This window comes from Brevibacterium sp. Lmc1 (assembly GCF_057654315.1).
In genome coordinates this window covers 2,124,681-2,150,130 of record NZ_CM172803.1, presented here as the reverse complement: position 1 = coordinate 2,150,130, position 25,450 = coordinate 2,124,681, and the positions used below count along the sequence as shown (strand labels likewise).

General features: G+C 64.5%; 23 protein-coding genes and 1 pseudogene. 18 read left to right on the top strand and 6 right to left on the bottom strand.

Annotation, left to right across the window (positions count from 1 at the left end; genetic code table 11):
• The first annotated feature begins 26 nt into the window (after positions 1-26).
• From prcA to AC239G_RS09630, 4 genes are all read left to right on the top strand, one after another.
• Positions 27-716, top strand: coding sequence for a proteasome subunit alpha (gene prcA, locus AC239G_RS09645; RefSeq protein ID WP_139467230.1), 690 nt, complete (start codon positions 27-29; stop codon positions 714-716).
• Positions 717-2,120 (top strand): Pup--protein ligase, encoded by a 1,404-nt coding sequence (gene pafA, locus AC239G_RS09640; RefSeq protein ID WP_139467229.1) that lies wholly within the window; start codon positions 717-719, stop codon positions 2,118-2,120.
• Positions 2,121-2,184: 64 nt separating this feature from the next.
• Positions 2,185-3,141 carry an FKBP-type peptidyl-prolyl cis-trans isomerase gene (locus tag AC239G_RS09635; protein WP_229663925.1) on the top strand — a complete coding sequence of 319 codons (957 nt, stop codon included), beginning with the start codon at positions 2,185-2,187 and terminating at the stop codon, positions 3,139-3,141.
• 42 nt (positions 3,142-3,183) lie between these two features.
• Positions 3,184-3,558: an FKBP-type peptidyl-prolyl cis-trans isomerase gene (locus AC239G_RS09630; protein WP_025778366.1), complete on the top strand. Its 375-nt coding sequence runs from the start codon at positions 3,184-3,186 to the stop codon at positions 3,556-3,558.
• A 139-nt stretch (positions 3,559-3,697) separates the two neighbouring features.
• Here the strand turns inward: AC239G_RS09630 and AC239G_RS09625 are convergent, their stop codons facing one another.
• Positions 3,698-4,831: a DUF3866 family protein gene (locus tag AC239G_RS09625; protein WP_139467228.1), complete on the bottom strand. Its 1,134-nt coding sequence runs from the start codon at positions 4,829-4,831 to the stop codon at positions 3,698-3,700.
• 40 nt (positions 4,832-4,871) lie between these two features.
• On the opposite strand from AC239G_RS09625, the gene AC239G_RS09620 reads away from it, so the two are divergent.
• The 5 genes from AC239G_RS09620 (at position 4,872) to AC239G_RS09600 (ending at position 10,685) form a co-directional block, all read left to right on the top strand.
• On the top strand, positions 4,872-5,894 hold the full coding sequence (locus AC239G_RS09620; protein WP_229663924.1) for a helix-turn-helix transcriptional regulator: 1,023 nt from the start codon (positions 4,872-4,874) through the stop codon (positions 5,892-5,894).
• On the top strand, positions 5,878-6,765 hold the full coding sequence (locus AC239G_RS09615) for a WYL domain-containing transcriptional regulator (RefSeq protein ID WP_139467227.1): 888 nt from the start codon (positions 5,878-5,880) through the stop codon (positions 6,763-6,765). Before AC239G_RS09620 ends, AC239G_RS09615 begins: the two co-directional genes overlap by 17 nt.
• Positions 6,766-6,851: 86 nt before the next feature.
• Complete coding sequence (gene tatA, locus AC239G_RS09610; RefSeq protein WP_139467226.1) at positions 6,852-7,133, top strand: Sec-independent protein translocase subunit TatA; 282 nt, start codon at positions 6,852-6,854, stop codon at positions 7,131-7,133.
• Positions 7,130-7,972: a twin-arginine translocase subunit TatC gene (gene tatC, locus AC239G_RS09605; protein ID WP_308423766.1), complete on the top strand. Its 843-nt coding sequence runs from the start codon at positions 7,130-7,132 to the stop codon at positions 7,970-7,972. The genes tatA and tatC overlap by 4 nt, the downstream gene beginning before the upstream one ends.
• Entirely contained in the window at positions 7,965-10,685 is a 2,721-nt protein-coding gene (locus tag AC239G_RS09600) for a DEAD/DEAH box helicase (RefSeq protein ID WP_487488751.1), read from the top strand. Before tatC ends, AC239G_RS09600 begins: the two co-directional genes overlap by 8 nt.
• A 54-nt stretch (positions 10,686-10,739) precedes the next feature.
• On the opposite strand, the gene secA2 is transcribed toward AC239G_RS09600, so the two are convergent.
• Both secA2 and AC239G_RS09590 read right to left on the bottom strand, forming a co-directional pair.
• Positions 10,740-13,001 carry an accessory Sec system translocase SecA2 gene (secA2, locus tag AC239G_RS09595; protein WP_139467224.1) on the bottom strand — a complete coding sequence of 754 codons (2,262 nt, stop codon included), beginning with the start codon at positions 12,999-13,001 and terminating at the stop codon, positions 10,740-10,742.
• 42 nt (positions 13,002-13,043) lie between these two features.
• Positions 13,044-14,747: a 5'-3' exonuclease H3TH domain-containing protein gene (locus AC239G_RS09590; protein ID WP_487488750.1), complete on the bottom strand. Its 1,704-nt coding sequence runs from the start codon at positions 14,745-14,747 to the stop codon at positions 13,044-13,046.
• Between the two features lie 76 nt (positions 14,748-14,823).
• Between AC239G_RS09590 and AC239G_RS09585 the strand changes: the two genes are divergently transcribed.
• Together AC239G_RS09585 and AC239G_RS09580 are read left to right on the top strand one after the other, a co-directional pair.
• Positions 14,824-15,750 carry an amidohydrolase family protein gene (locus AC239G_RS09585; RefSeq protein WP_181270642.1) on the top strand — a complete coding sequence of 309 codons (927 nt, stop codon included), beginning with the start codon at positions 14,824-14,826 and terminating at the stop codon, positions 15,748-15,750.
• A 277-nt stretch (positions 15,751-16,027) separates the two neighbouring features.
• Positions 16,028-16,786 carry a polyprenol monophosphomannose synthase gene (locus AC239G_RS09580; RefSeq protein ID WP_229663922.1) on the top strand — a complete coding sequence of 253 codons (759 nt, stop codon included), beginning with the start codon at positions 16,028-16,030 and terminating at the stop codon, positions 16,784-16,786.
• Positions 16,787-16,913: 127 nt separating this feature from the next.
• Here AC239G_RS09580 and AC239G_RS09575 read toward each other — a convergent pair whose 3' ends face one another.
• The gene (locus AC239G_RS09575; RefSeq protein ID WP_098731087.1) at positions 16,914-17,255 is read right to left on the bottom strand and encodes an RNA polymerase-binding protein RbpA; all 342 of its coding nucleotides are present in this window, start codon (positions 17,253-17,255) and stop codon (positions 16,914-16,916) included.
• A 111-nt stretch (positions 17,256-17,366) separates the two neighbouring features.
• The gene (locus tag AC239G_RS09570; protein ID WP_139467221.1) at positions 17,367-18,131 is read right to left on the bottom strand and encodes a glycerophosphodiester phosphodiesterase family protein; all 765 of its coding nucleotides are present in this window, start codon (positions 18,129-18,131) and stop codon (positions 17,367-17,369) included.
• A 56-nt stretch (positions 18,132-18,187) separates the two neighbouring features.
• Here AC239G_RS09570 and AC239G_RS09565 point away from each other — a divergent pair, with 56 nt between their 5' ends.
• Both AC239G_RS09565 and AC239G_RS09560 read left to right on the top strand, forming a co-directional pair.
• Positions 18,188-18,511: a hypothetical protein gene (locus AC239G_RS09565; RefSeq protein WP_181270499.1), complete on the top strand. Its 324-nt coding sequence runs from the start codon at positions 18,188-18,190 to the stop codon at positions 18,509-18,511.
• 261 nt (positions 18,512-18,772) lie between these two features.
• The gene (locus AC239G_RS09560) at positions 18,773-19,609 is read left to right on the top strand and encodes a septal ring lytic transglycosylase RlpA family protein (protein ID WP_181270498.1); all 837 of its coding nucleotides are present in this window, start codon (positions 18,773-18,775) and stop codon (positions 19,607-19,609) included.
• A gap of 29 nt (positions 19,610-19,638) precedes the next feature.
• Here the strand turns inward: AC239G_RS09560 and AC239G_RS09555 are convergent, their stop codons facing one another.
• Complete coding sequence (locus AC239G_RS09555) at positions 19,639-20,574, bottom strand: helix-turn-helix transcriptional regulator (RefSeq protein WP_181270497.1); 936 nt, start codon at positions 20,572-20,574, stop codon at positions 19,639-19,641.
• Between the two features lie 63 nt (positions 20,575-20,637).
• On the opposite strand from AC239G_RS09555, the gene AC239G_RS09550 reads away from it, so the two are divergent.
• The 5 genes and pseudogenes from AC239G_RS09550 to AC239G_RS09530 all read left to right on the top strand — a co-directional run bounded on the left by AC239G_RS09550 (position 20,638) and on the right by AC239G_RS09530 (position 25,445).
• Complete coding sequence (locus AC239G_RS09550; protein ID WP_139467219.1) at positions 20,638-21,624, top strand: SDR family oxidoreductase; 987 nt, start codon at positions 20,638-20,640, stop codon at positions 21,622-21,624.
• Between the two features lie 103 nt (positions 21,625-21,727).
• The gene (locus tag AC239G_RS09545; protein ID WP_139467218.1) at positions 21,728-23,086 is read left to right on the top strand and encodes a flavin monoamine oxidase family protein; all 1,359 of its coding nucleotides are present in this window, start codon (positions 21,728-21,730) and stop codon (positions 23,084-23,086) included.
• A gap of 1 nt (position 23,087) precedes the next feature.
• Positions 23,088-24,611 (top strand): annotated as a pseudogene (locus AC239G_RS09540) (APC family permease).
• Positions 24,608-25,015: a helix-turn-helix transcriptional regulator gene (locus AC239G_RS09535; protein ID WP_139467216.1), complete on the top strand. Its 408-nt coding sequence runs from the start codon at positions 24,608-24,610 to the stop codon at positions 25,013-25,015. The pseudogene AC239G_RS09540 and the gene AC239G_RS09535 overlap by 4 nt, the downstream one beginning before the upstream one ends.
• Before the next feature lie 19 nt (positions 25,016-25,034).
• Positions 25,035-25,445 carry a VOC family protein gene (locus AC239G_RS09530; RefSeq protein WP_139467215.1) on the top strand — a complete coding sequence of 137 codons (411 nt, stop codon included), beginning with the start codon at positions 25,035-25,037 and terminating at the stop codon, positions 25,443-25,445.
• Positions 25,446-25,450 lie beyond the last annotated feature (5 nt).

The window sequence follows — 25,450 nt, the reverse complement described above, 5'->3', positions numbered from 1 at the left end:
GCACCGTTACCGCGAAAGGACCGTCGATGAGTCAGGCACCGTTCTACGTCTCACCCGAACAGCTGATGAAGGACCGGGCCGACTTCGCCCGCAAGGGCATCGCCCGCGGCCGATCCGTCGTCGTCATGCGCTTCGACACAGGCATCCTGCTGCTGGCGGAGAACCCGTCACCGACGCTGCACAAGATCGCTGAGATCTACGACCGCATCGGCTTCGCCGCCGTCGGCAAGTACAACGAATTCGAGACCCTGCGCCAAGCCGGAGTCCGCTACGCCGACCTGCGCGGATACTCCTACGACCGCACCGACGTCACCGCTCGCGGACTGACGAACGCGTACGCACAGACGCTGGCCGGCGTCTTCACCACCGAGTCGAAGCCGTTCGAGGTCGAACTCGTCGTCGCCGAACTCGGACTCACACCGGAGACCGACCAGCTCTACCGGCTCAGCTACGACGGATCCGTCATCGACGAGACCGAACATGTGGCCATCGGCGGTCAGGCCGATGCGATCACGGCATCCCTGGCCGGGGTGCGCAGCTCACAGATGACTCTGCGCGAAGTATTCAACCACGGTGTGACCGCACTGGGAGCCGCGACCCAGGCGATCCTGGCCACCGACGCACTCGAGGCAGCCGTCCTCGACCGCACGACGACGAAGCAGCGGACCTTCCGCCGCCTCGACGACGCGGCGATGAGCGCACTGCGGGAGGACTGAATGGCACGCATCTACGGGCTCGAAACCGAATACGGACTCGCCCACACCGCCGACCCCGACGGACGTCGCATCGGCCCCGAGGAGATCGCCCGGTATCTCTTCCGTCCTGTCGTCGAATGGGGCCGGTCGTCGAACGTGTTCCTGCCCAACGGGTCGCGCCTCTACCTCGACGTCGGATCCCATCCGGAGTATGCGACCGCCGAATGCGATGATCTCGGGGACCTGCTCTCCCAGGACCGAGCCGGCGAAGGTCTGATGATCGACCTGCTGGACAAGGCCCAAACCGCGCTAGAAGTCGATGGCATCGGCGGACGCGTGCACATGGTCAAGAACAATACGGACGCGGCAGGCAACTCCTACGGGTCCCACGAGAACTTCCTCATCCGCCGTACCCTCGACTTCAACCGGCTGACCACGGTCCTGCTGCCCTTCCTCGTCTCGCGTCAGCTGCTCGTCGGTGCCGGAGCCGTGATCCCGCGCCGTTCGGCCTTCACCCCCGATGAGGAAGCCGACCGCTCGGAGATGATGTTCGGCCTCTCAGCTCGGTCCGACGTCATGTGGGAAGGACTGTCATCGGCGACGACACGGTCGCGTCCGATCATCAACGCCCGCGACGAACCGCACGCCGATGCGGAGAAGTACCGGCGGCTGCACGTCATCGTCGGTGATTCCTCGATGTCGACGGCCACCTCGGCGCTGAAGATCGGATCCGCAGTCCTCATGCTCGACCTCATCGAACAGGGCGCACGGATCCCGGAGAACGGGCTGCGCCACCCGGTGCGCGATATCAGGCTCGTCGCCCGTGATCTCACGGGACGGGTCGTGCTCGAACGCACCGACGGAACCACGACGACTCCGCTGGGACTGCTCGGCGACTACCGGGATCGGGCACAGCGGATCGTGGAGTCCGGGGAGCACAGCCTCGGCGATGATGATCTGGCCCACTACGTCATCGACCTGTGGACGCGGATGCTCACCGCCGTCGAATCGCAGGACTTCTCGACCGTGGACACGGAGATCGACTGGGTGATGAAACGCACCCTCATCGAACGGTCGCTGCAGCGCGGAATCACGGATATCGCCGATCCGCGCATCCACCGACTCGACATCGCCTTCCACGACATCACGCCCGCGACGGGGCTGTTTCCCAAGCTCGAGGCCGCGGGAATGGCGAAGAGTCTCGTCCCCGCCGAGGCAGCCGAACGATCGAAGGACGTACCGCCAGCGAGCACACGGGCGGCGATCCGCGGCGAATTCGTCCGCGCAGCCCATGCGGCCCGTCGCGACTACACCGTCGACTGGGTGCACCTGCGCCTCAACGACGAATCCGGTCGAGCCGTCGCACTCAAGGACCCGTTCGCCACGACTCACCCGCAGGCGGAAACACTCATCGCGGGCCTGTAAGATCGCCCTGTGATTCGGTCGAGCCCCTACCCGGGCGCGGCCTCGGCGTGACGAAAGGAAACCAGTGCGCACCAAAGTGCTCAGCGCCATCGCGGCGGGCCTGTTGCTGCTCTCGGCCTGCGGGCAGGGTGATGAGTCAGAGGACTCGACCACGCCTCCGCCGTCGGTGGCCGCTCAGGACGCGAAGTCGACCAGCCTCGACGACATCACCGTCGACGGCAAGATGGGGAAGAAGCCCAAGGTCAGCTTCGAAGCACCGCTGGTCATGGACAAGACCGAGAAGAAGGTGCTCAAAGAGGGCACCGGCGACAAGGTCGCCGACGGCGAGCAGGTCACGGCACAGATGACGCTGGTCTCCGGGACGACCGGCAAGACCGTCGAATCCAGCTACGATTCGGACTCCGCCGCCGGATTCCCCATGGACAAGTCCCAGATCTCCGAAGACCTCTACAACGCACTCATCGACGTCAAGGTCGGTTCCCGCGTGATGATGTCGCTCAACGGCAGCGCCCAGCAGGGGGAGGCGTCGCAGACGCTCGTCTACGTCATCGACATCGAGGACACGAAGAAGCCGCTGACTCGCGCCGAGGGGAAGAAGGCCGATCAGTCGGACAACCCTGTGACCGTGAAGTGGGGCGACGACGGCGCCCCATCGATCTCGAAGCCGAAGGGCAAGAAGCCGACCGAGCTCGAGTCGTACACGACGATCGAAGGCAAAGGCGACGAGGTCAAGAAGGGCCAGAGCGTCGCCGTGAAGTACTCCGGCTGGCTCTGGGACGACACATCGAAGACCTTCGACTCGAACTGGAAGAAGGACGGACAGCCCTTCGTCGTCGCCCCGGTCGGCGAGGCCCAGGTCATCGACGGCTGGAACGAGGGGCTCGTCGGCAAGAAGGTCGGCGACCAGGTCGTCCTCGTCGTCCCGCCGGACAAGGGGTATGGCAAACAGGGCAGCGAACCGTCCATCCCAGGTGATGCGACCCTGATCTTCGTCGTCGACATCCTCTCGGCCCAGGGCTGAGAACGTCCGATATCTCAACCGAACCGACACCAGGAGGAACACATGAGCAAGCAGAAGCCCGAAGTCGATTTCCCCGGCGGGGACGCCCCGACCGAGCTCATCATCACCGATGATGTGATCGGCACCGGCGCCGAGGCGGGACCCGGCGACACCGTGAGCGTGCACTACGTCGGAGTCGCCCATTCCACGGGCGAGGAATTCGACGCCTCGTACAACCGCGGCACCCCGCTGGAGTTCCGCCTCGGATCCGGAATGGTCATCTCCGGCTGGGACCAGGGCATCCAGGGCATGAAGGTCGGCGGACGCCGCACCCTGCAGATCCCACCGCACCTGGCGTACGGCGATCAGGGCGCAGGCGGAGTCATCCAACCCGGAGAGTCGCTGATCTTCGTCTGCGACCTCGAGAACGTGCGCTGAGACTCAGCCGGATCATCAGCACACGCTGATCCTGACTGAGACGGCTGTGGCCGGGTTCTTCGGAACCCGGCCACATCTGTCTTCGCCGACGCGGAGGGGGATTCTGAGGAGATCAGGCGCTGACCTGTGTTCGACGCGGTCAGCGGCGCGCGAGCCCGGCGGCGCAGCGTCCAGCGGCGGCCGCTGCGAGGAACGACGCAGCATCGGCGGGCAGCTTCCTGCCCATTGTCGACAGACCCACAGGTGAGGTGCGCAGCGCTTCCCACAGCCCCATCAGATCGATGTCGACGAGATCATGCTTCCGGAGTCGATGCAGCTGCTCGGCCACAGTTTCGGCGACGACACCGGGATCCGGGTCCATCTCGGCTCGTTCCGCCTCGGTGAGGGTGGAGAAATCGGGCACCGGTACGGTCATCCCCGGTCGTGCGATCTCACTCAAGGGCGTCAGCGAATGATGGGAGATACCGAAATGGCGGCCGCGGGCATCGGCGTTCGACATCCGCAGCAGACCGATCGGATGCCCGCCGAGCAGAGCGGCGGCATTGAGGTGCTCTCCGGTGACCAGTCCCGAATAGCCGTACTTCGTGCCGGTGCCCAGGTTCCCTGGCCCCTGAGCGACGATGGTGATATCGGCACCCATCACGTGTTTGGCCGCGAGCAGTCCCGTGTGGATGGTCACCGCTTCGAGATCTCCGCCCCAGGCCTGACCTGTGCTGATCACGCCCTGAAGCCAGCCGGCGTCCTTGAGTCCGGCGACGGCCTGAGAGAACGGGGCCGGCAGAGCCGCACCATCACTGAGCACATAAGCCACCGACAACGACGGGTCGACGGCGCGAATGCCGGCAAGTACCGCGGGCAGAGCCGAATGCAGATCGGCCACGACCACCGGCATGCCACCGAGGCTGTCCGCCTCGGCGAGGGTGGAATGATGCTGCGACTCCTGATCGTCGACGCCGAGGACCATCGTCTGCAACGGCGAATAGCGGTCCTTGACCAGATGACCGGGGCCGTCCGGGGGATCTGCCGGCAGCGCATCGGGTAGGGCGACGATGAGACCGAAGCCACCGGTGCCCAGGCGCTTCGCAAGAGCCGAGACATTGACGATGACGGTGTCCCGGTTCTGCGGTTGCCCGACGGCATCGGTGTAGGCGACCGCTCGGATGGATCTCACATCGGTGCCGGGCACGGCCTCGTCCAGTTCGACCTCGACCTCTGTGTATCCTGGCCGGGTGGAGCGAATCGCTGCGACGATTCCTTTGCGCCAATGAATCATGGTCCCAAGACTATCGCCCGGCTTAGGTTACGGTGGAATCGTGAATACACCCCGCACCAGCAGACAGAGACAGCAGACCGAACGTCTGATGAATCTGCTGATCGCCCTGCGCGCTTCCCGCGGCTGGGTGTCGCGCAAGACGCTGATGAGCGCCATCGACGGCTATTCCGGACTCGACGAGGTCGCCTTCGATCGCAAATTCTCTCGCGACAAAGAGCTGCTGCGGCACATGGGCATCACCATCGCCACCCGGGCCGAACACGATGCCTATGGCGATGCGGGGGAGACGGGGTATCGGATCTCCACCGCCGACTATGCGATGGGCGACGTCGATCTCACCCCCGCCGAGGTGGCTGCCGTGACCGTGGCCGCCGCGTTCTGGGCGGAGACCGAACTCGGGGAGTCCTCGGCTCAGGCGCTGACGAAGCTGCGTGCTCTCGGCATCGACCTCGGCCAGTCCGCCGCCGGACCGGGAAGCGTCGACCCGGGCACCGCCGCGCACCGGCTGGCCAGCGCGAACTTCGCCACGGCCCTTCACCACATCAACGCCCGCGAAGCCGTCGGCTTCCGCTACCACAAACCCGGCCAGAGCGTGAGGAAAGTGCGTCTGGAACCCTATGCGCTGCTCAGCCGCGGTGACCGCGTCTACCTCTTCGGCTTCGATCTCGATCGCGAAGCTCGCCGCACCTTCCGGCTCTCCCGTGTTGAGGGAGGGATCGCGAAGCTCAGCGGCCGTGAACCCGGCGACTATGAGATTCCCGAGGACTTCTCCCCGCAGCTGGCGCTGCAGTCGAGTTCCGAGATGGCCGTCGTCGCCGAGGCGACGCTGCGCATCCGTGCGCACCGGGCCGATCCGCTGCGCCGTCGACAGATCCGCAGCGACGGAGACGACGTGATCATCGGGTATTCCGATGTCGAGGGCCTCGCCGCTGAGATCGTCGGCTTCGGGGACGCCGTCGACGTGGTCGATCCGCCCGACCTCGTGCGTGCCGTCGACCGCCGACGCGAAACGATTCGGGACTCGCTCAACCGCTTGGGAGGCACCAGTGTCCTCAGCGCGTGAACGCCTCACCCGGCTGCTCAGCCTCGTGCCCTACCTCGACGCGCATCCGGGAGCGGACCTCGAAGAGACCGCCGCCTATTTCGGCATCGACTCCGACACCCTCATCGACGATCTGCAGCTGCTCTTCGTCACAGGTCGACCCGGACATATGCCCGATGATCTCATCGACGCCTCCTGGGAAGGCGGGCAGATATTCATCTCCAACGCCGAAGAGGTCTCCGTGCCCGTGCGGCTCAGCGCCGAGGAAGCCGGCGTCCTCGTGCTCGCGCTCGATATGCTCTCTTCCCTGCCCGGACTCGATTCCGAAGCCGTGGCCACAGCAGCATCCAAACTGCGTGTGGCGGCAGGAGAGAACCTGCGCACCGCCGTCGACGTCAGCCCCATCGATGCCGACGAAGAGCTGCTGACCGCACTGCGACAGGCTGTCGAAGAAGGCACGGCGATGAGCATCGACTACTACGTCGGCTCCCGCGACGAACTCACGACCCGGACCATCGCCCCGACCCGGCTCGTACCTGGTGCTGACTGGTACGTCGATGCCTGGTGCTACTCGGCCGGAGCACCCCGCCGCTTCGCCCTGGGGCGCATCCGTTCCTGGGAACCGGCAGCGCATCCGCCGATGTCGGTCAGTGAGTCGACGACGAGCTCTTACGAAGTCACCCTCGGTCTCGGGGCCGCGGGAGCATGGCTGGCAGATGAACTCGACGTGACGAATCGCGAGTACCTCGACGGCGGTGACACGAGCGTACGCATCCGCCTGCTCGTGCATTCGGTGGATTGGCTCAGCCGGTTCCTGCTCTGCCATGCCGATGTCATCACCGAGATCGACGACACCGAAGCCGTTGCGGCCGCCCTGCGCAGGCTCGGCTGAGACGAAGACCGCGCCCGGATGTGGATGAAAGGCTCAGCCGCAGCGCGTAGAATCATCCACAGCATCAACAATCCAAGGAGCTCCCCATGAGACCAAGTTTCGTGCAGATCGCGATCGTGATCCTCATCATCGTGATCATCTTCGGCGCACCCAAACTGCCGCAGCTGGCCCGAAGCCTGGGACAGTCGATGAAGATCTTCAAGTCCGAAGTCAAGGACCTGCGCGACGACGACGAATCCGGCAAGACCACCGAGCCGGGAGCGCTCAACCAGAACTCCTCGACCGATTCCACCACGGCCACCGGTGAAACCACTGGTACCGAGGAGTCGCGGCGAGAGAAGCAGGACCCGCAGTCTCACGAGAAGTGAAAGAGAACAGCCAGCGGAAGCCATCTCGATCACGGAAGAGCAATCCTGAGAAGAAGATGCCCGTCGTCGGGCACCTCGTCGAGTTGCGCAATCGCGTCATCATCTCCGCCATCGCCATCGCTCTGGGCGCGGTGGCAGGCTGGTTCCTCTACGACCCTGTCCTCGACATCCTCCAAGAGCCGATCCGGACGATCCGTGACAACGGCGGACGGATGGCCGAGATCAACTTCGCCGGAGTCGCCTCTCCCTTCGACCTGAAGATCAAACTCTCGTTCTTCATCGGTCTCTTCCTCTCCTGCCCCATCTGGCTCTATGAGGTCTGGGCCTTCATCGTCCCGGGACTGAAGCGCAAGGAGAAGCTGTACTCCCTCGGTTTCCTCGGGGCAGCGATTCCGCTGTTCCTGGCCGGGTCGACCATGGCGTTCTTCGCTCTGCCCAATGCGGTGAAGGCACTGACCTCGTTCACCCCCGAGGGCGGCACGAACATCATCCCGGCACAGGACTATCTGAGCTTCGTGATGATCATCATCGTCGTCTTCGGACTTGCGTTCGTCCTTCCCGTGCTCATGGTGGGACTCAACATGCTCGGAATCCTGTCGGCGGAGAGGATCAAGAAATCGTGGCGCATCATCGTCATGCTCGTCTTCCTGTTCGCCGCGATCGCCACCCCGACTCCGGACGCCATGTCCATGTTCTTCCTCGTCATCCCCATGATGACCTTGTTCTGTCTGGCGTGGGTGATCTGTGTCTTCAATGATCGCCGACGTAAGAAGCGCCTCATCGCGCAGGGCCTGTGGGTCGACGAGGATGAACTGACCGACGAAGAGAAGAATGACTGACCCTACGCCGCTTTCGACCGACGCTTCTGCCGATGAACCGCTGAGCCCCTCGGCCGCCTATGCCGACTTCAAGGAGCGTGCGGAATTCGCCCGCACTCCCTTGGGACAGTTCATGGAGCGCACCGAGTTCGCCCTCGATGACTTCCAGATCGAAGCCTGCAGTCATCTGCAGGACGGCGAGGACGTGCTGGTCACAGCGCCGACCGGTGCCGGCAAGACGCTCATCGCGGAGTTCGCTGTGGAATTGGCCCGCGGCGAGGGCAAACGGGTCTTCTACACGACCCCGATCAAGGCGCTGAGCAATCAGAAGTTCAATGACCTCGCAGAGGTCCACGGGGCGGAGAACGTCGGGCTGCTCACCGGCGACACATCGATCCGCCGCGATGCGCCGATCATCGTGATGACCACCGAAGTGCTGCGCAATATGCTCTACAACGACGTGTCTGGTCTCTCGGACCTCGGCTTCGTCGTCCTCGACGAAGTCCACTACCTCGCCGACCGATTCCGCGGACCGGTGTGGGAAGAGGTCATCATCCACCTGCCGGACCGAGTGCAGATGGTGTCTCTGTCGGCGACGGTGTCGAATGTGGAGGAGTTCGGGGCCTGGCTGCGTGAAGTCCGGGGACCGACGACGATCGTGTCCACGAGCCACCGGCCGGTGCCGCTGGTCAATCACGTCCTGGTCGGCCACCGGATGTACGACCTGTTCACGCACAGCGATTCCGACCGCATCGATCCGGCACTCAACCACGCCACTCGGACACACGGGGGACCGCGGTCGAAGCGCGCACGTGCCACCCGTGCCCGATTCCGCCGTCCCAGCCGCACTCAGGTGGTGGCATCTCTCGCCGAGGCGGCCATGCTCCCGGCGATCATGTTCATCTTCTCCCGCAATGGCTGCGATGAAGCCGTCGAACAGTATCTGAGCACGGGCACCGATCTGAACTCTCGGGAGGAGAAGACGATCGTCAATGCCGCCCTCGAGTCGCTGCGCGACGATCTCGCCGACGAAGACCTCGGCATCCTCGGCTATCACACCTTCCGTGAGGGTCTGCTGCTCGGAGTTGCTGCGCACCATGCGGGGATGATCCCGCAGTTCAAACAGCTCGTCGAGGAGCTGTTCTCGCAGGGAATCATCAAGGTCGTCTTCGCCACGGAGACGCTGGCGCTGGGCATCAACATGCCTGCGCGCACCGTCGTGCTCGAAAAGCTCGTGAAGTTCAACGGCGAAGCACATGTGATGATCACCCCGGGGGAATACACCCAGCTGACCGGACGAGCCGGTCGCCGCGGAATCGACCGCATCGGCCATTCGGTCGTGGTCTGGCACCCGACCATCGAGGTCAGCGAGCTGGCAGCCTTGGCCTCGAACCGTTCCTACGCACTGAATTCGGCGTTCGGGCCGACCTACAACATGACCGCGAATCTGCTGTCGCGAATGAGTTCGGACGAGGCAGCCAAGGTGCTCGAGACCTCCTTCGCCCAGTTCCAGGCCGATAAGGCCGTCGTCGGCCTGGCCCGGAAGGTGCGCAAGAACGAAGCCACGATCGAGGCGTACGAGAAGTCCATGCACTGCGACCTCGGTGACTTCTCCGAATACGCCGGACTGCGCCGGGCGATCTCGGATACGCAGAAGCAGGAGACCCGGACGAAGTCGCGGAACAGGCAGCGCGACATCGTCGAATCCCTCACCGCTCTCAAGATCGGCGATGTCGTGACGATGCCGGCCAAACGGGTCGGCGGACGCGCAGTTATCATCTCTCCGATGAGCAACAAGGACGGTGTCTCACGACTGCCCACCGTCCTCACAGAGCAGGGCAAGGTGTGGCATCTGCGACCCCACGAGGTGACCGAACCCGTCGCCTCTCAAGGGCGCGTCCGAGTACCGAAGAAGTTCAACCACCGGCAGGCAGGCGACCGCAGGCAGCTGCTGTCCATCCTCGAATCCGCCGTTGCCGACGGCAGGGTCGATGCGGAAGCCCATTGGGAATCGACCCGAGAGCATCAGGGGGAGAGCACCACTGTCGCCGAGCTCCAAGCGCAGATGCGGGCACATCCCTGTCACGACTGCCCGGACCGGGAACTCCACGCCCGGTGGGCCAACCGTGCGGACAAACTCATCCGGGAGAACGATTCGCTCATCGCCCGGATCGAAGGCCGCACCACCTCGATCGCTCTGGTGTTCGACCGAGTCCAGGATGTGCTGCGCGGGCTCGGGTTCGATCCCGAGCACTCGACTATGCTGCGTCGGATCTACGGCGAACGGGATCTCCTGGTGGCACTGACGATCCGCGCCGGATTGTGGGACAGACTCAATGAGCCGGAACTTGCGGCCTTCGCATCGATCTTCGTCTTCCAGTCGCGCAGGGACACCCTGACCGCACATCGGGCTCCGAGCCCCGACCTCAAGGCTGTCTGCGACGAATCGGAGACGATCTGGCGTCGGCTCTTCCACCTCGAAGAACAGCATGCTCTGACCACGACTGACGAACCGGACCGTGGGCTGATCAGACCGATGTACCGGTGGACAGAAGGCAGAGCCCTGTCGGAATCACTGCGGGGCAGCGATATCGCCGCCGGTGACTTCGTCAGATGGGCCAAGCAGAGCCTCGATCTGCTCGGTCAGGTCGCGGAGGTCATCGACGCGGAGACCGCAGTGCGCGTTCGTCGCACCATCGAAGCCATTCGTCGCGGAGTCGTCGCCGACTCCTGAGCGTCACCGCGTCTGCGCTCTCCGCCGGGGGAGCGCAGACGCATCGTCTTCGTCTCAGCGGCGGACCTTCTTCACGATGTTCTCGATATCGGAGCCGAACGCGTTCTCCGTCGTCAGGTAGGTCCACGTCGACGACGGGCGTTTGAGTCCGTGCGACTCGAGGTCGATTCCCTCATCGGTGATCGTCGCTTCCTCGATCGTCGACTTCGAATCGTCGATGACATCGGACCAGAACGATGAGAAGACCCGAATCGACTCGGTGTTGAACGCCTCGTGCGGCTTCTCCCTGGCGAATGTGCGCAGGTGGATGCCCTCACGCAGATCGTTGAGGAAGGCGAGGTGATCAACCCAACGCGCGTCGAGGTGGAAGAGCATGACCTCTCGCAGCACCGAGTCCAGCAGCTCCTCGGAGTGGTCCTGCGCGATCTCATCGGCACGGTCGCCGAGCTCCTTGCGCAGCTGCTCGACGGGCTCGTCGTCCTTGCGGATCTCGGCTCGGCGCTCAAGGACGAGCTCGCGCTGTTTGGCCATGAGCTCGTTGAAGCGCCAGGTGTCACGATGCAGTGCGGTGTTCTGTCCCTCAGCGATGCGCTGAGCGTGTTCGACGAGGCCGAGCGCGCGCTTGGATTCAATGAGACCCGTCTCATCACCTTCGGAGACGAAGCGTTGGATCTCGGGAACCCTGGTGACCAGTTCGTCTTCGAGGCTGGTGAAGAACACGGACGTGCCGGGATCGCCCTGACGACCTGCGCGACCGCGCAGCTGGTCATCGAGTCGCGATGACGGATAGCGACCGGCGCCGATGACGAGGAGGCCCCCGGCGTCAGCGACCTCGTCGTCGGCCAGTCGGATGTCCGTCCCGCGTCCGGCCATCTGCGTCGACACCGTCACCGCGCCAGGTGCACCTGCTTTCGCGATGATCTCTGCTTCCCGGGAATCGTCCTTGGCGTTGAGGACGGCGACGTCGATTCCGCGTTCGGTCAGCCGTTCGGCCAACGACTCGCTCTCGGCCACCGAGGAGGTGCCGATGAGAACGGGACGGCTGCGGGCATGCTGGTCGGCGACCTCTTCGACGATCGCTCGTTCCTTCGACTCCTGATAGGTGAACAGGCGGTCGGGTTCGTCGACGCGGATCACGGGCAGGTGCGTATCGATGGGCACGATCTCCAGCCCATAGAATTCGCGCAGATCGTCCCCGACGGCCAGGGCGGTGCCGGTCATTCCGCAGACGGTCTGATATCCGTGGATGAGCTCTTCGACCGTCATCTGGTCGAGGATCTCACCGCTGTCGGTGGCGTCGAGGCTCTCCTTGGCTTCGACCGCGGCTTGGAGTCCGTCCGGCCAGCGCTGAAGTTCGGCGACGCGACCTCGGGACGAGGAGATGAGTTTGATCCGTCCATCGACGACGAGATAGTCGACGTCGCGTCTGACCAGCGCTCGGGCGTGGAGTGCCAGATTGACGGCGGCGAGCGTCTCGGAGTCCTCTCCGAAGAGTTCGACGTCGAGTTCCTCCTCGACCCGGTCGACTCCGGCGTCGGTGAGTGAGACGGCGTGCCTGTCGGCGCTGACCTCATAGTCGGTGTCAGGGCTGAGCCGGGACACGAGCGCTGCGATCGCGGCGTCGGTGTCCTGGACACTGGAAGAACCGGCGAGGACGAGCGGCACACGCGCCTCGTCGATGAGCACGGAGTCGGCCTCATCGACGATGACGACATCGCGTTCGGGAACCCGCTGATCGGCATCCTCGGTGAGGAACCGGTCACGGAGGACATCGAAGCCGACCTCGGTGACCGAGGCGTAGACGACCTCGGAGCGGTAGGCTTCACGGCGTTCGTCGTCGCCCTGCGCGCCGGAGATCGCGGCTGACTTCACCCCGAGGAGGTCGAACAGGGGCTTCATCCAGTTGCGGTCACGGACGGCGAGGTAGTCGTTGACGCTGACGACGTGCACGCGTCGCCCCTGCAGTGCGTAGCCGGCTGCGGCCAGCGCACCGACGAGAGTCTTGCCCTCACCGGTGGCCATCTGGACGATGCTGCCCTGCAGCAGCCCGACGAGTCCGCGAAGCTGTGTGTCATAGGCGCGTTCGTCCAGCACCCGCTCACCAGCTTCGCGCGCCAGAGCGCAGTAGCGGATGAGAGTCTGCTGCTGTGTGCCCGAGCCGAAGACCTCGCCGGCGGCCTCCGTGATTTCGGCATCGCTGAGCTCGGAGAATTCGCGCCCGGCCGCGTCCAGATCGTCGACGGCGCGCTCGAACCAACCTGTCGTCTTCTCCGCATGAGAGCCGGGTCGGTTGAGCAGGCGAGAAAAGAATCCCATTGTCGTCCTTCGTCGTTTGTACGTCGATGTCGAGTCTAGCGTTCAGGACATGGGCCACGAACCGTCGACGACGGCCTCGGCGTTGCCCTTCTTCCGCAGCCAGGCCTGCAGCCCTGCCGCCTGTGAGCGCTTCCAATCGGCTTGTGCGGCCATGATCTCATCGTTGCTCATCGCCCAGATTTCCGTCGACTTTTCGGCCAATGCTCGGGAAATGTCCAGAGCGGCCAGAGCGTCGGCGGCAGCATCATGGGCGTCGAGGAGTTCGACGCGGTAGGTCTTCGCCGTCTCGATGAGCGTCCGTTTGCCCTTGCGGTAGGGATCGATGTGCTTGTCGACGACGAAGGTGTCGACGATCGTCGGGATGATCGAGGGGAAATCGATGTCCGGGCGGTGGCGGGCCACCTCGGCGGCCATCACACTGAGGTCGTAGACGACGTTGTGTCCGACGACGACGGCGCCTTCTTCTCTCAGTGCGGCGAATTCTGCGCACAGCTCGCTGATGACCTGGGTGGCGGCGGCTCCGTTGGCCTGAGCGAATTCGGTGGTGATGCCGTGGACCGCCCGCGCCGATTCGGGGATCTCGATCCCCGGATCGGCCAGCCACGTGCGCACCTGATCCGCCGAGTCGACGAAGGCGGCGGTGACGATTCGGGCGGTGGCCGGTTCGACTCCGGTGGTCTCGAGGTCGAAGCCGACGAGCCGCGACTGAGCCCACGAACCGTCGGTCCCGTTCCGTACTGTTGACTCAGCTGACACGGCAGACTTGGATGGCAGGGACGCTGTCGCTGTGCTCCCAGGTGCCGCGGAGCGTGCGGAAGCCGCACCGGCGGTCCCCGACACGGATTCGAGAGCACTGGTGAGATTGTCGACGGAGCGGCGGATGTTCTGCCCCTCGGCCGCAGCTTCGACCCCGGCGCGGTCGAAGCTGTTCGGGACGCGGTCGAGGTCGATGCCGTGCTCGACGTCGGTCAGGCAGCGCATGACCTCCAGAGTCTTGTAGAGACTCTCCTCGACCTCGATGATCGTTGCGGCTCGCTTCGGACTGAGCCCGCCGGTCTTCACCCCGGCCTTGGCGGCCTTGACGATCGATTCGAGGGAGCCGAAGTTCTCCAGCAGCGTCGCGGCGGTCTTCTCCCCGATACCGGGTGCTCCGGGAAGCCCGTCGGACGGATCGCCGCGCAGAGCGGCGAGCTCGCGATAGCGGGCGCCGTCGGGCACTCCGTAGGCGGTCGGAAGGTCGGTCTGTGCCAGGGCTTCCCACTCGCCGCCTTTCCGGGGGCGCAGTACGCTGACTTCGGCGGACGAGTCGAGCAGAGCCAACAGATCGCGGTCGGGGGAGACGATGATCACAGGGGTTTTCGACTGGGCAGCCATCGTGGCGATGACGTCATCGGCTTCGGTCCCGGCCACCTCGGCGATGGGAATCCCCGCGGCTGTGAGGACGCGGTTCATGATCGGCAGCTGCACGGCCAGCTCAGGTGGGATCTCCGTGCCGGCTTCTTCGTCCTTGACGCGTGCCGCCTTGTACTCGGGCATGATCGCGGTGCGGAAGGCCGGACGCCAATCCGCGTCCATCGTCGCGATCACACGATCGGTGTCGAACCGGCGCACCATCTGCGCGACGGTGTCGAGCACCCCTCGAACGGCGTTGACCGGGTGACCGTCGGCATTGACGATCGAATCCGGCACCGAATAGAAGGCGCGGTAGTACAGGGCTGGAGTATCGAGCAGAACCAAGGGCTTCACATCAGGTGACGATACCCGACCCTCCTGACACAGGTGTAGCCGCAACGGCCGACGGTGTAGCCTGTCGGCTGTGACTATGTACTTTGGTGGAGATGTTTACAGCAGTGTCGATCCGTTTGCGACGGCGTTGGGATATGAGGACGGGAAGGTCTCGTTCATCGGTTCCGATGAAGCGGCCAAGGCTCTGGACCCGGAGGCGATCGACCTCGGTGAGGGCTTCCTCACCCCGGGATTCGTCCATGCCGGGCTGATCGTGGACGACTCGGCCCCGTCGGCAGCCGACCTGTACGCACAGGGTTTCACCCATGTGCACGCGATCGGCACCGCCGAGGCGGTCGCCCGGTTCGCCGCCGACACTCCTGAGGCACTGTCGATCGTCGACTACCCGCAGCTGGACTCCGGTTCCGTTGGGTCCCGTCGCGCCTCGATCACCGCCGCTGACCTGCTCGGACTCGAGGAGCTGCCGGCACTGAGCCTCTTCATCCTCGTCGCCTCGGACGCCCAGCTCACCGAGGTGCTCGAGACCCTGCGAGCCGATGCCGCTCATGCCCAACGCCACGGGTACCGTCTGCGCCTGGACTTCTCCGTTCCGGACGATCAGGTTCAAGCCCTCGGCCGCAGCGGAATCGCCATCACCCTCGACCCTGCTCGCCCGCAGCCCTTGGCTCAGCTGCTCGCCGCCGGAGCGCAGGTGTCCTTCAGCCATTCCCAGACCTCTCCCTGGGCAGGAGTGCGGGATGCCGTTGTCGGCGACGGAGGAATCGGCGCTCGTGCGGCCTTCAACGCTGCCACCCGCTTCGCCCACCGCGCGGCCGGTAATCCCGAAGGCGGAGTGCTCGCCCCCGGTGCCGATGCCGATTTCGTGCGCTGGAAGGTCGACCGGCTCGTCGTCCAGGTCGCCGACCCGCGCGTCGCAGCCTGGAGCACCGACCCGCGGTCGGGAACGCCTGGGCTGCCCGAACTGTCTCCCGATGTGGCGCTGCCCACCCGGGTGGAACTCTGATCTGAAACCGATGCTTCGGCCTGTCCAGCCGACACGCCGATGGACTGAAAGTTCCGGTTTTTCAACTAAGCCTCTGACCTGCAGTTTCAGCCATCAGCCCAGGTCACAGCGATTTTGCAAAGTCTCCGGCGGCCACTAGATTCGACGTGAACATTCCGCTTGACGTGGGATGGAGTCGGCACTCCCGTCAATAGATAACTCGCTGCTGCGGCAGCGTGGTCCGAAGGCGGGGGTGTCGACTCATTGTCTGGGGCGACTTCCGCGTATCGTGGAGTCCGTGCTTTCCAAGATTCTTGTCGTCATCCCCACTTTCAACGAACGTCTCGCCCTCCCCGTGACATTGGCCGGACTGTTCGAACAGCAGCCCGAAGTCGACGTCCTCATCGTCGACGACGGCTCTCCCGATGGAACCGGCGAGTGGGCCGATGAGCAGGCTGAGAAGGACCCCCGCATCAACGTCCTCCACCGCAGCGAGAAGTCAGGGCTCGGAATGGCCTATATCGCTGGATTCGAATGGGCATTGGAACGCGACTACGAGATCATCTGCGAGTTCGATGCTGACGGTTCTCACCGTTCCCTCGACCTGGGGCAGCTGCTCGACGCCGCGGGAGAAGGACGAGGGGACCTCATCATCGGCTCACGGTGGGTGCCCGGCGGCGAGATCGTCGATTGGCCGAAGTCGAGATACTTCCTCTCCCGCGGCGCGAACGTCTACGTCAACGCTGTCATGGGTCTGGGAGTCAAAGATGCGACCGCCGGTTTCCGCGCGTACAACCGCGCTGTGCTCGAGGCACTCGATCTCTCCGGTGTGCAGTCGCAGGGATACTGCTTCCAGATCGACATGACCTACCGCACCGTCGAAGCCGGCTTCCGCGTCGCCGAGGTGCCCATCGTCTTCGTCGAACGCGAGCTCGGTGAATCGAAGATGAGCGGCTCGATCATCTCCGAGGCGTTCACGAAGGTTGCGAGTTGGGGCCTGACCCGCCGCCGCAGTCAGCTGCGCCGCCTGCTGACCCGTTCCACCCCCACCACCTAAATTCCCCCTCTTACTACCTGACGGCGGCCCAGCAACCTCGCGCGAGGTTGCTGGACCGCCGTCAGGTAGCAATAAGGGGTGCAGGTCGGTTGACCTGCACCCCTTGTGTGCTCTTGTTGTGGTTATATCAGCTCTGGGCCGGAACCTCACCGCGACGGATTGCGAGGCGCTCGTCGAGGAGCACCTGGAGTTCGTCGAAGGATCGGCGTTCCAGGAGCATGTCCCAGTGGGAACGCACATGCTTGACGGGCTCGCCATCGGGTTCGTTGACTCCGACGCGGACGCCGATGCCGTGGATTCCCGAATCCCAGGTTGAGGGGACTTCGGCTTCGATGGAGAACGGCACCTTGAAGCGGGTTCCGTCTTCGCATTCGAATTCGACCATCTGGCGGGGTGCCGGCTCGACGCCCTCCTCGGTTTCGAGGCTGCGCGAGCCCAACTGTGTTCCGCGGAGACTGCGTTCGCTCATATCTAAGACCTTCCGACTCGACTGCACACCTTGGACGCAATGTAACAGTCTACCGTGCTCGGATATTCCTCGCCGACCGGGAGTGATCCATTCCTCGACCGGAATCTCGAGTCAGCCGCGTCGGCTGGCCAGCACGTCGAGGCCGAGCTCGACATCATCGGTGACGATCCCGTCGACTCCGAGGTCGAGCAGCGACCGCATCGTCGCCTCGTCGTTGATCGTCCAGACGTGGACGAGCAGACCTGACCGGTGAGCCCGGTCGACGAAGTCGGCAGTCACCACAGGGACCCGTCTGAACGACACCGGAACCTGGAGGGCGTCGGCTCCGGGCGGGAGGGGAGCAACCCCGTGGTCGGGAATTCCCGGCAGTCGGCCGAGGGCGAAGAGGGCGGTCTCCGTCGTCCCCGTCGACGTCCGCACACCGGGCAGAGCTATGCGCAGCCGTCGGAGCGTTGCGGAATCGAAGGAAGCGAGGCGGATGCGGTCGGCGGCATGGAAATTGTGAACGAAGCGGATCATCGGGCCGATGCTGTGGGCGGCTTTGACATCGATGTTCCATCGCACGTCCGGCAGTGCTTCCACCAACGTCTCGAGGCGGGGGAGTCGACCGCCCGCGAGGAGTTCGACTCGGTCGAGCTCGGCTGCCGGCAGTTCCCGAATGGTGTGGTCCAGCCCGGCGATGCGATTGAGGTCGGCATCGTGTGCGGCGAAGAGGATTCCGTCGGCGGAGGCGTGGACGTCGGTCTCCATCCACTCGACTCCGGCCGACGCCGCAGCGGCGAAGGCCTCGAGGGTGTTTTCGCTCATCCCCGGCCAGAGGCCGCCTCGGTGCGCGATGATCTCTGGGTCCGCGATGACCTCCCGCTGGGAATTCATGGTCCAATCCTAACCAGGGTGTTGATTTCGCCGAGGCTGTGTTCAAGGATGGAGCCATGAGCTCACACCGCGAACCCATCGAACCCGACGACGTCATCGACGCGACCGCGAAGACCCCGACCGAACGCGCCCGCCGGGCCGCCGGACGCGCTTACAGCGTTGCGAGCAGCGGTGTGAAGAACGTGCGGGAGGCGGCCTCGACCTCCCGCCTCATCGAAGCCACCGAGAATGGGGTCAACCGTGCACTGGGAAGCGTTTCGCACGCGATCGATGATGCTGTGCGCAGCGGCAAGGTCGAACGCGCCTTCGACCGGGCGCAGGAGACCGTGACGACGGGAGCCGAAGGTGTCCGGAAGCTGGTGACACGCAAGTCCCGCTGACCGGGCAGACTCCACCGGCCTGGATCTGCGCAGCTCGCGCACCGCGTTCGAGAGGCGGCGGTTGACCAACTCTCACCGAAGCACTCAGTGAGCAGACTCTCATCCATGTGGCACACCATTTCGGTGTGCCACATTGCTTTTGTAACAGTTCCTTAACTAGAATCTGTGAAGATAACGATCAGATAACTTGGAGTTTCTCCTCGAGCGCACTGCTGCGAGAGGTCTTCCCATTACATCTCCGAGTTGCCGAGACACTCTCTGATGACGACGAGGAACACCACTGTGGGCAGACACTCAGCACCGAGCACCAAGAAGACCGGGTCGATCTTCTCAGCGCTGACGGCGAAGAAGAAGACCGGACGCCACGCACCGACCGACCGCCTGAACACCGCCGGGGGAGTGCTGGCAGCAGTCCGCACCCGTCCGGTGCTCTCCGCCTTCATCGTGCCGACCGCCGCAACCGCAGCCGTCGTCGCTTCGAGCCTTGCAATGGTGCCCAATGATTCTTCCACGGGCGGCCAGGTCGTGGCCGAAGCGCCGGCCGAAGCCCCCGCCGTCGCCGTCTCCGAACCGACCAAGGCCGCGGATGAATTTCTCGCTAAGGCGAAGAAGCAGGCCAAGGAGAAGCCCGCAGAAGTCACGATCGACACCCATATCGAGACACCGAGCCCCGAGCCGTCGAAGACCGCGGACAAGAAGGATGAGGGCTCGACCGGCGGCGGAGAATCCTCTGGCGACGAGGGTTCGTCCGGAGGGTCCGCGGATGAGAACGACGGACCTTCGAACTCCGGCAAGTCGGCCGGCGAATCCGGCAGCTGCCCCATGTCCTACTACGGCGGCGGTGACGGATTCGACGGGAAACAGACCGCAAACGGCGAGATCTTCGATACGAACAAGCTCACCGCGGCCCATAAGACCCTGCCGTTCGGCTCCAAGGTGAAGATCACGAACAGCGCGAACGGAAAGTCCGTGACGGTGCGGGTCAACGACCGAGGCCCCTACCACGGCAATCGGTGCTTCGACCTGTCCAAAGCCGCCATGGAGGCCGTCGGCGGCGTCGGCGCCGGGCAGATCAACGGCAAGTACGAAGTGCAGTGACCCGGGCGGTGAGCTGCTGACTGCTCACGTCACTCATTGAGCTCCGCCGCGGCCCATGCATGATCGTGCAGGTCGCGGCGGAGCTGTTTTGGCGAGAGGACTTCGACCCCGGGCACGGTGACGAGCTGGCTGACGGCCACCCCGGCGGGTTCCATGGGAAGGTCGATCTCGATAGTGTCGCGATCCGTCCGCCCCGAGTCGATGGCGTCCTCGGTGAGTCGGCCCGGAATCGCGCGCTTAAGGTCGTCGATCTGGGCCACGGGCAGCCGCAGTCTCACGAGTATCCGACGAATCGAAGCATCGAATTCAGCCTGCGCCCCCGTCCAGTAGTCCGCGAGGTCGAAAGAAGGCGGGGGAGTGCAGTCGAGGAATCGCAGCTCGGCCGAGCCGATCCGTGAGACTCGATACGTTCGGGGACTGCCTCCCGGCGGCTGCGCCGCGAGATACCAGCGACCAGCCTTGACGACGAGTCCCAGAGGCAGCAGTGTGCGCGATCGCAGATCGTTCCGTCCGCGATATGTGACCTGCAGTCCCCGCTGAGTGCGCAGTGCGGTGACGATGGTGTCGAGCTGCTCGGGATCCTCCTTGGCCATGAACCAATCCGGCCCGTCGACGAGGATGAGCTGCGAGAATGCCGATGACGATTCGGCGAGGACTTTCGCTCGGGCCGTGGCCAACGCGGACGAGAAGCCGAGATCGGCCGCGGCGGGGGAGCCGATGAGGAGGGAGTCGAGTTCGTCCCGGGTCAGACCCGCCACAGGCGAGACCCAGTCGCCGAGGAGGCTGATCCCGCCGCCGGGCCCCGCCTCGGTGATGACGGGCACGCCCATCCGCGACAGCTCACCGAGGTCACGGTAGATCGTCCGCTCGGTGACCTCGAGACGTTGCGCGAGATCGGATGCCGTGATCGGCCGAGAACGCGCACCGAGGATGACGATCTCCGAAACGAGGCGAGCAGCTTTCATAATTCCGAGAATAATGAAGGACACTGACACGAGATGTCAGTGGAAGCCGATGAGACTGTTCCCATGAATACACCGACACCGGAATCAGCTCACGCCGCCGACCCCGACGACTTCGCTCCGTTGTCCCAACGTGCACTGAGCGGCAAGGTCGCCCTCGTCGCCGGGGCCACCCGAGGAGCCGGCCGCGCCATCGCCCGGGACCTCGCACGCGCCGGCGCCTTCGTCCACTGCACCGGCCGATCGACCCACGAGCGTCCCTCCGACTACGCACGCACAGAGACGATCGAAGGCACCGCCGCCCTCATCACCGACGAAGGCGGCCAGGCCGAAGCCCACGTCTGTGATCACCTCGATCCGGCCCGGATCTCACAGGTGATCGGCCAGATCGAAGCCGACCACGGTCGTCTCGACATCCTCGTCAACGACATCGGGGGAGAAGCCTACGTTGAGTGGGGCACACCGTTCTGGGAGACCGAACTCGATACCGAGATGCGCTTGTTCCGGGCGGGTCTGCTCACTCACCTGCACACCGCACATGCCGCCCTGCCCCTGCTCACAAGGAATCCGGGCGGTCTCCACGTCGAGATCACCGACGGCACCGCAGAGTTCAACGCGGGCCATTACCGGGAGAATATCTTCCTCGACCTCACGAAGACGGCTGTGAGCCGTCTGGCCTTCGGGCTCGGCCACGAACTCGCCAAGGTGGAAGCGACTGCGGTCGCCATCACCCCCGGTTGGCTGCGCTCGGAGATGATGCTCGATCACTTCGGCACCACAGAGGATGACTGGATGCGCGACTCGCTCGACGAAACCCGCACCGAACCGCCACGTGATTTTGCGATCTCCGAGACGCCTCATCTGCTCGGTCGTTCCGTTGTCGCACTGGCCGCCGATCCCGACCGGCACAGCTTCAACTCGACGACGCAGGACACCCACGGATTGGCCCTCCACTACGGATTCAATGACCTCGACGGTTCGCGACCCGATTCGTGGAGCTTCATCACCGCCCTCGAGAACGACCCTGCGGCGGATCCTCGCGAGTTCCGCTGACCGCACGGGCGAGTGCGGATTCCGCACTTGCCGAATCCGTCTTGGCACGGGCCCGGGACCTCGTTAGTCTGAAGCCACCCAATCGCTTCAGGAGGAGTTCGCCGTGTCCGCAGAAACCCGTGACGTCGTCATCATCGGAGCAGGCCCATCGGGCCTGAGCGCCGCCCGTCGGCTGCGGAAGGCCGGACGCAGCGTCATCGTTCTCGAGGCCCGTGACCGCGTGGGCGGCCGCACCTGGACCGAGCACATCGACGGGCAGATGTTCGAACTCGGCGGCCAGTGGATCTCCCCGGACCAGACCGCGCTGCTCGCGCTCGTCGACGAACTCGGCAAAGAGACCTACCCGCGGTACCGTGACGGAGACAGCGTCTACATCGCTCCCGACGGAACTCGCACCGTCTACTCGGGAGAGATGTTCCCGGTGGGGGAGTCGACCCAGTCCGAGATGGAACGTCTCATCGGCATCCTCGACGAACTCGCCGCCAGGATCGGTCCGAATTCACCCTGGGATGCTGAAGACGCTGCCGAACTCGACTCGATCTCCTTCCATCACTGGCTGCGTGAGCAGTCCGCGGACGAACTCGCATGCGAGAACATCGGGCTGTTCGTCGCCGGCGGCATGCTGACCAAGCCCGCCACCACCTTCTCAGCACTCCAAGCCATTCTCATGGCCGCCTCGGCGGGATCGTTCACGAATCTCGTCGACGATCACTTCATCCTCGACCGTCGTGTCGTCGGCGGAATGCAGTCGGTTTCGGTGCAGATGGCCGAGGAACTCGGTGAGGACATCGTCCGTCTGCAGCAGCCGGTCCGTCGGATCGAATGGTCGGAGACCGGCGTCAGCGTTTCCACCGACGAACTGACAGTCAGCGCAGGCCAGGCGATCGTCGCCGTGCCGCCGAACCTCTACTCGCGCATCAGCTATGACCCACCTCTTCCGAGGCTTCAGCAGATCTTCCACCAGCACCAGTCGATGGGGCTCGTCATCAAGGTCCACGCCACCTACGACACCCCGTTCTGGCGCGAAGACGGTCTGTGCGGAACCGGTTTCGGCGCCTCCCGTCTTGTCCAAGAGGTCTACGACAACACGAACCACGGTGAAGAGCAGGGTACTCTCGTCGGCTTCATCTCCGATGTCAACGCCGATGCCATGTGGGCCCTGGACGAAGAGTCCCGCCGGACGAAGATCCTCGAAGCCCTCGCCGAGTTCCTCGGCCCGAAGGCACTCGACCCCCGGGTGTTCTACCTCTCCGACTTCGGCGCGGAGGAATGGACCCGCGGAGCCTATGCGACCAGTTATGACCTTGGGGGTCTGCACCGGTGGGGTCCGTTCCAGAACGACCCGGTCGGGCCCATCCACTTCGCCAGCTCCGATATCGCTGCCGAAGGCTACCAGCACGTCGACGGAGCGGTGCGCATCGGCACCGCCACCGCCGAGAGGATCCTCGGCGAGAAGTCCTGAGATGAGCAGCACACAGCCGTCACCGTCGACGAACACGAGCGGACTGAGCTCGAAGGGACTCTCCGCCGGCAAAATCGGAGCCATCGGGGGAGCCGTCATCGGCATCTCCTGCATCGCTCCGGCCTATACGCTGACCTCGGGACTGGGTCCGACGATCTCCGAGGTCGGGGTGCACACCCCGGCCGTGCTGCTCATCGGCTTCGTGCCGATGCTGCTCGTCGTCTTCGGCTACCGGGAACTGAACACCGCGATGCCGGATTCGGGCACCACGTTCACGTGGGCGACCAGAGCGTTCGGACCCTGGCTGGGCTGGATGGGCGGCTGGGGACTCGTCGCCGCCACCGTCCTTGTGCTGTCCAACCTCGCGGCCGTTGCCGTCGACTTCCTCTTCCTCCTCCTGTCCCAGGTGTTCTCCGATCCGTACATCGCCGAACTCACTCGAGTGTTGTAGATCAACATCCCCGTGACGATCATCCTCACCGCCGCTGCGGCCTGGGTGTCGTATCGGGGAGTCGAAGCCACCGAGAAGCTGCAGGTGTGGCTGGTTGCCTTCCAGGTGCTGGCGCTGGGCTGGTTCGTCGTCGCCGCGATTGTGCAGGCTTCCAATGGCACCTCCTACGATCCGACCCCGGTGTCTCTCGACTGGTTCAATCCGCTGTCTGCTGGCGACTTCTCCACCGTCGCTGCGGCCGTATCGCTGTCGATCTTCCTGTTCTGGGGCTGGGACACGGTGATCACGATGAATGAGGAAGCGAAGGATCCGGAGAAGACTCCGGGTCGCGCGGCGATGCTCACGATCATCGCGATCGTCATCATCTACATCGCCTGTACGATAGCCGTCATCTCCTTCGCAGGGGTCGGCACCGAAGGGCTGGGTGCGGGCAACCCCGATAACCAGGAATCGATCTTTGCCTCACTCGCCGGCCCGGTCATGGGGCCCTTCGCTGTGCTCGTGTCCATTGCGGTGCTCTCATCTTCCCTGTCCTCGCTGCAGGCGACGATGGTCTCGCCCTCGCGGACGATCCTGGCAATGGGCCACTACGGGGCGCTTCCGGAGAAGTACGGTCGGGTCTCTCCCCGCTACAAATCCCCATCGGTCGCCACCGTCACCTCGGCGGGGGCCGCGATCATCTTCTATGTCGTCATGCGCCTGCTCTCGGAGAACGCTCTGTGGGACACGATCACTGCGCTGGGACTCATGGTCTGCTTCTACTACGGCATCACGGGTCTGGCCTGCATCTGGTATTTCCGACGCAGCCTCTTCGCCTCGACCCGCACATTCTTCTACCGGTTCCTGTTCCCGCTCATCGGGGGCGTGACCCTGCTGGTCATCTTCGTCACCACCGCAATCGACTCGCTCGACCCCGACTACGGTTCGGGATCCTCGGTCTTCGGCGTCGGACTCGTCTTCGTCCTCGGCATTGGGGTGCTGGCCCTGGGCGTGGTCATCATGATCATCCAATCCGTCCGCCATCCCGACTTCTTCCGCGGCCGCACCCTGAAGCAGGGAGTCGACGAGGGGTGAACGAACAGCTGGTGGCTCTGCGCCGGGTCCGGGACCGCATCGACCGCGAGTTCGACCAGCCCTTGAGCGTGGAGGCCCTCGCCACAGGCGTGCACATGTCCGCCGGGCACCTCAGCCGCCAGTTCAGAGCGGCTTTCGGCGAGTCGCCGTATTCGTATCTCATGACGCGCAGGATCGAACGGGCCATGGCCCTCATCCGCCGCGGCGATCTCACGATCACCGAGATCTGCTTCACCGTCGGCTTCTCGTCCCTGGGCACCTTCAGCACTCGCTTCAGCGAACTCGTCGGACTCTCACCGACCCGTTACCGCGACGGGGTCGCCGCAGGCGAGCATCGGCTGCCGACGATCGTGGTGAAGAATGCACTGCGACCGGTCAGGAATCGAGAAGTCCCACCGAGCTGAGCAGTCTACGATTGCTGACATGGACATCTCGATCAACGCCAGCTTCCTGCCGCACACCGATGCGGAAGAATCCCTGACCTTCTACCGTGACATCCTCGGCTTCGAGCTGCGCCTCGACGTCGGTGCCGGACGCATGCGCTGGCTGACGGTGGGACCGGTCGGCCAACCCGACACATCGATCGTGCTCACCCCGCCCGTGACCGACCCGACGATCAGCGACACCGAACGGGAGACCATCGAAAGACTCATCGCCAAAGGCAGCTATGCCGCGATCGTGCTCGCGACACCGAACGTCGATGAGGCCTTCGCCGAGGTGGAGGCCAAGGGCGCCGACATCGTGCAGGAGCCGATGGACCAGCCCTATGGTCTGCGAGACTGCGCCCTGCGGGACCCCGCCGGGAACATGATCCGCATCCAGCAGAGAGACTGACACCA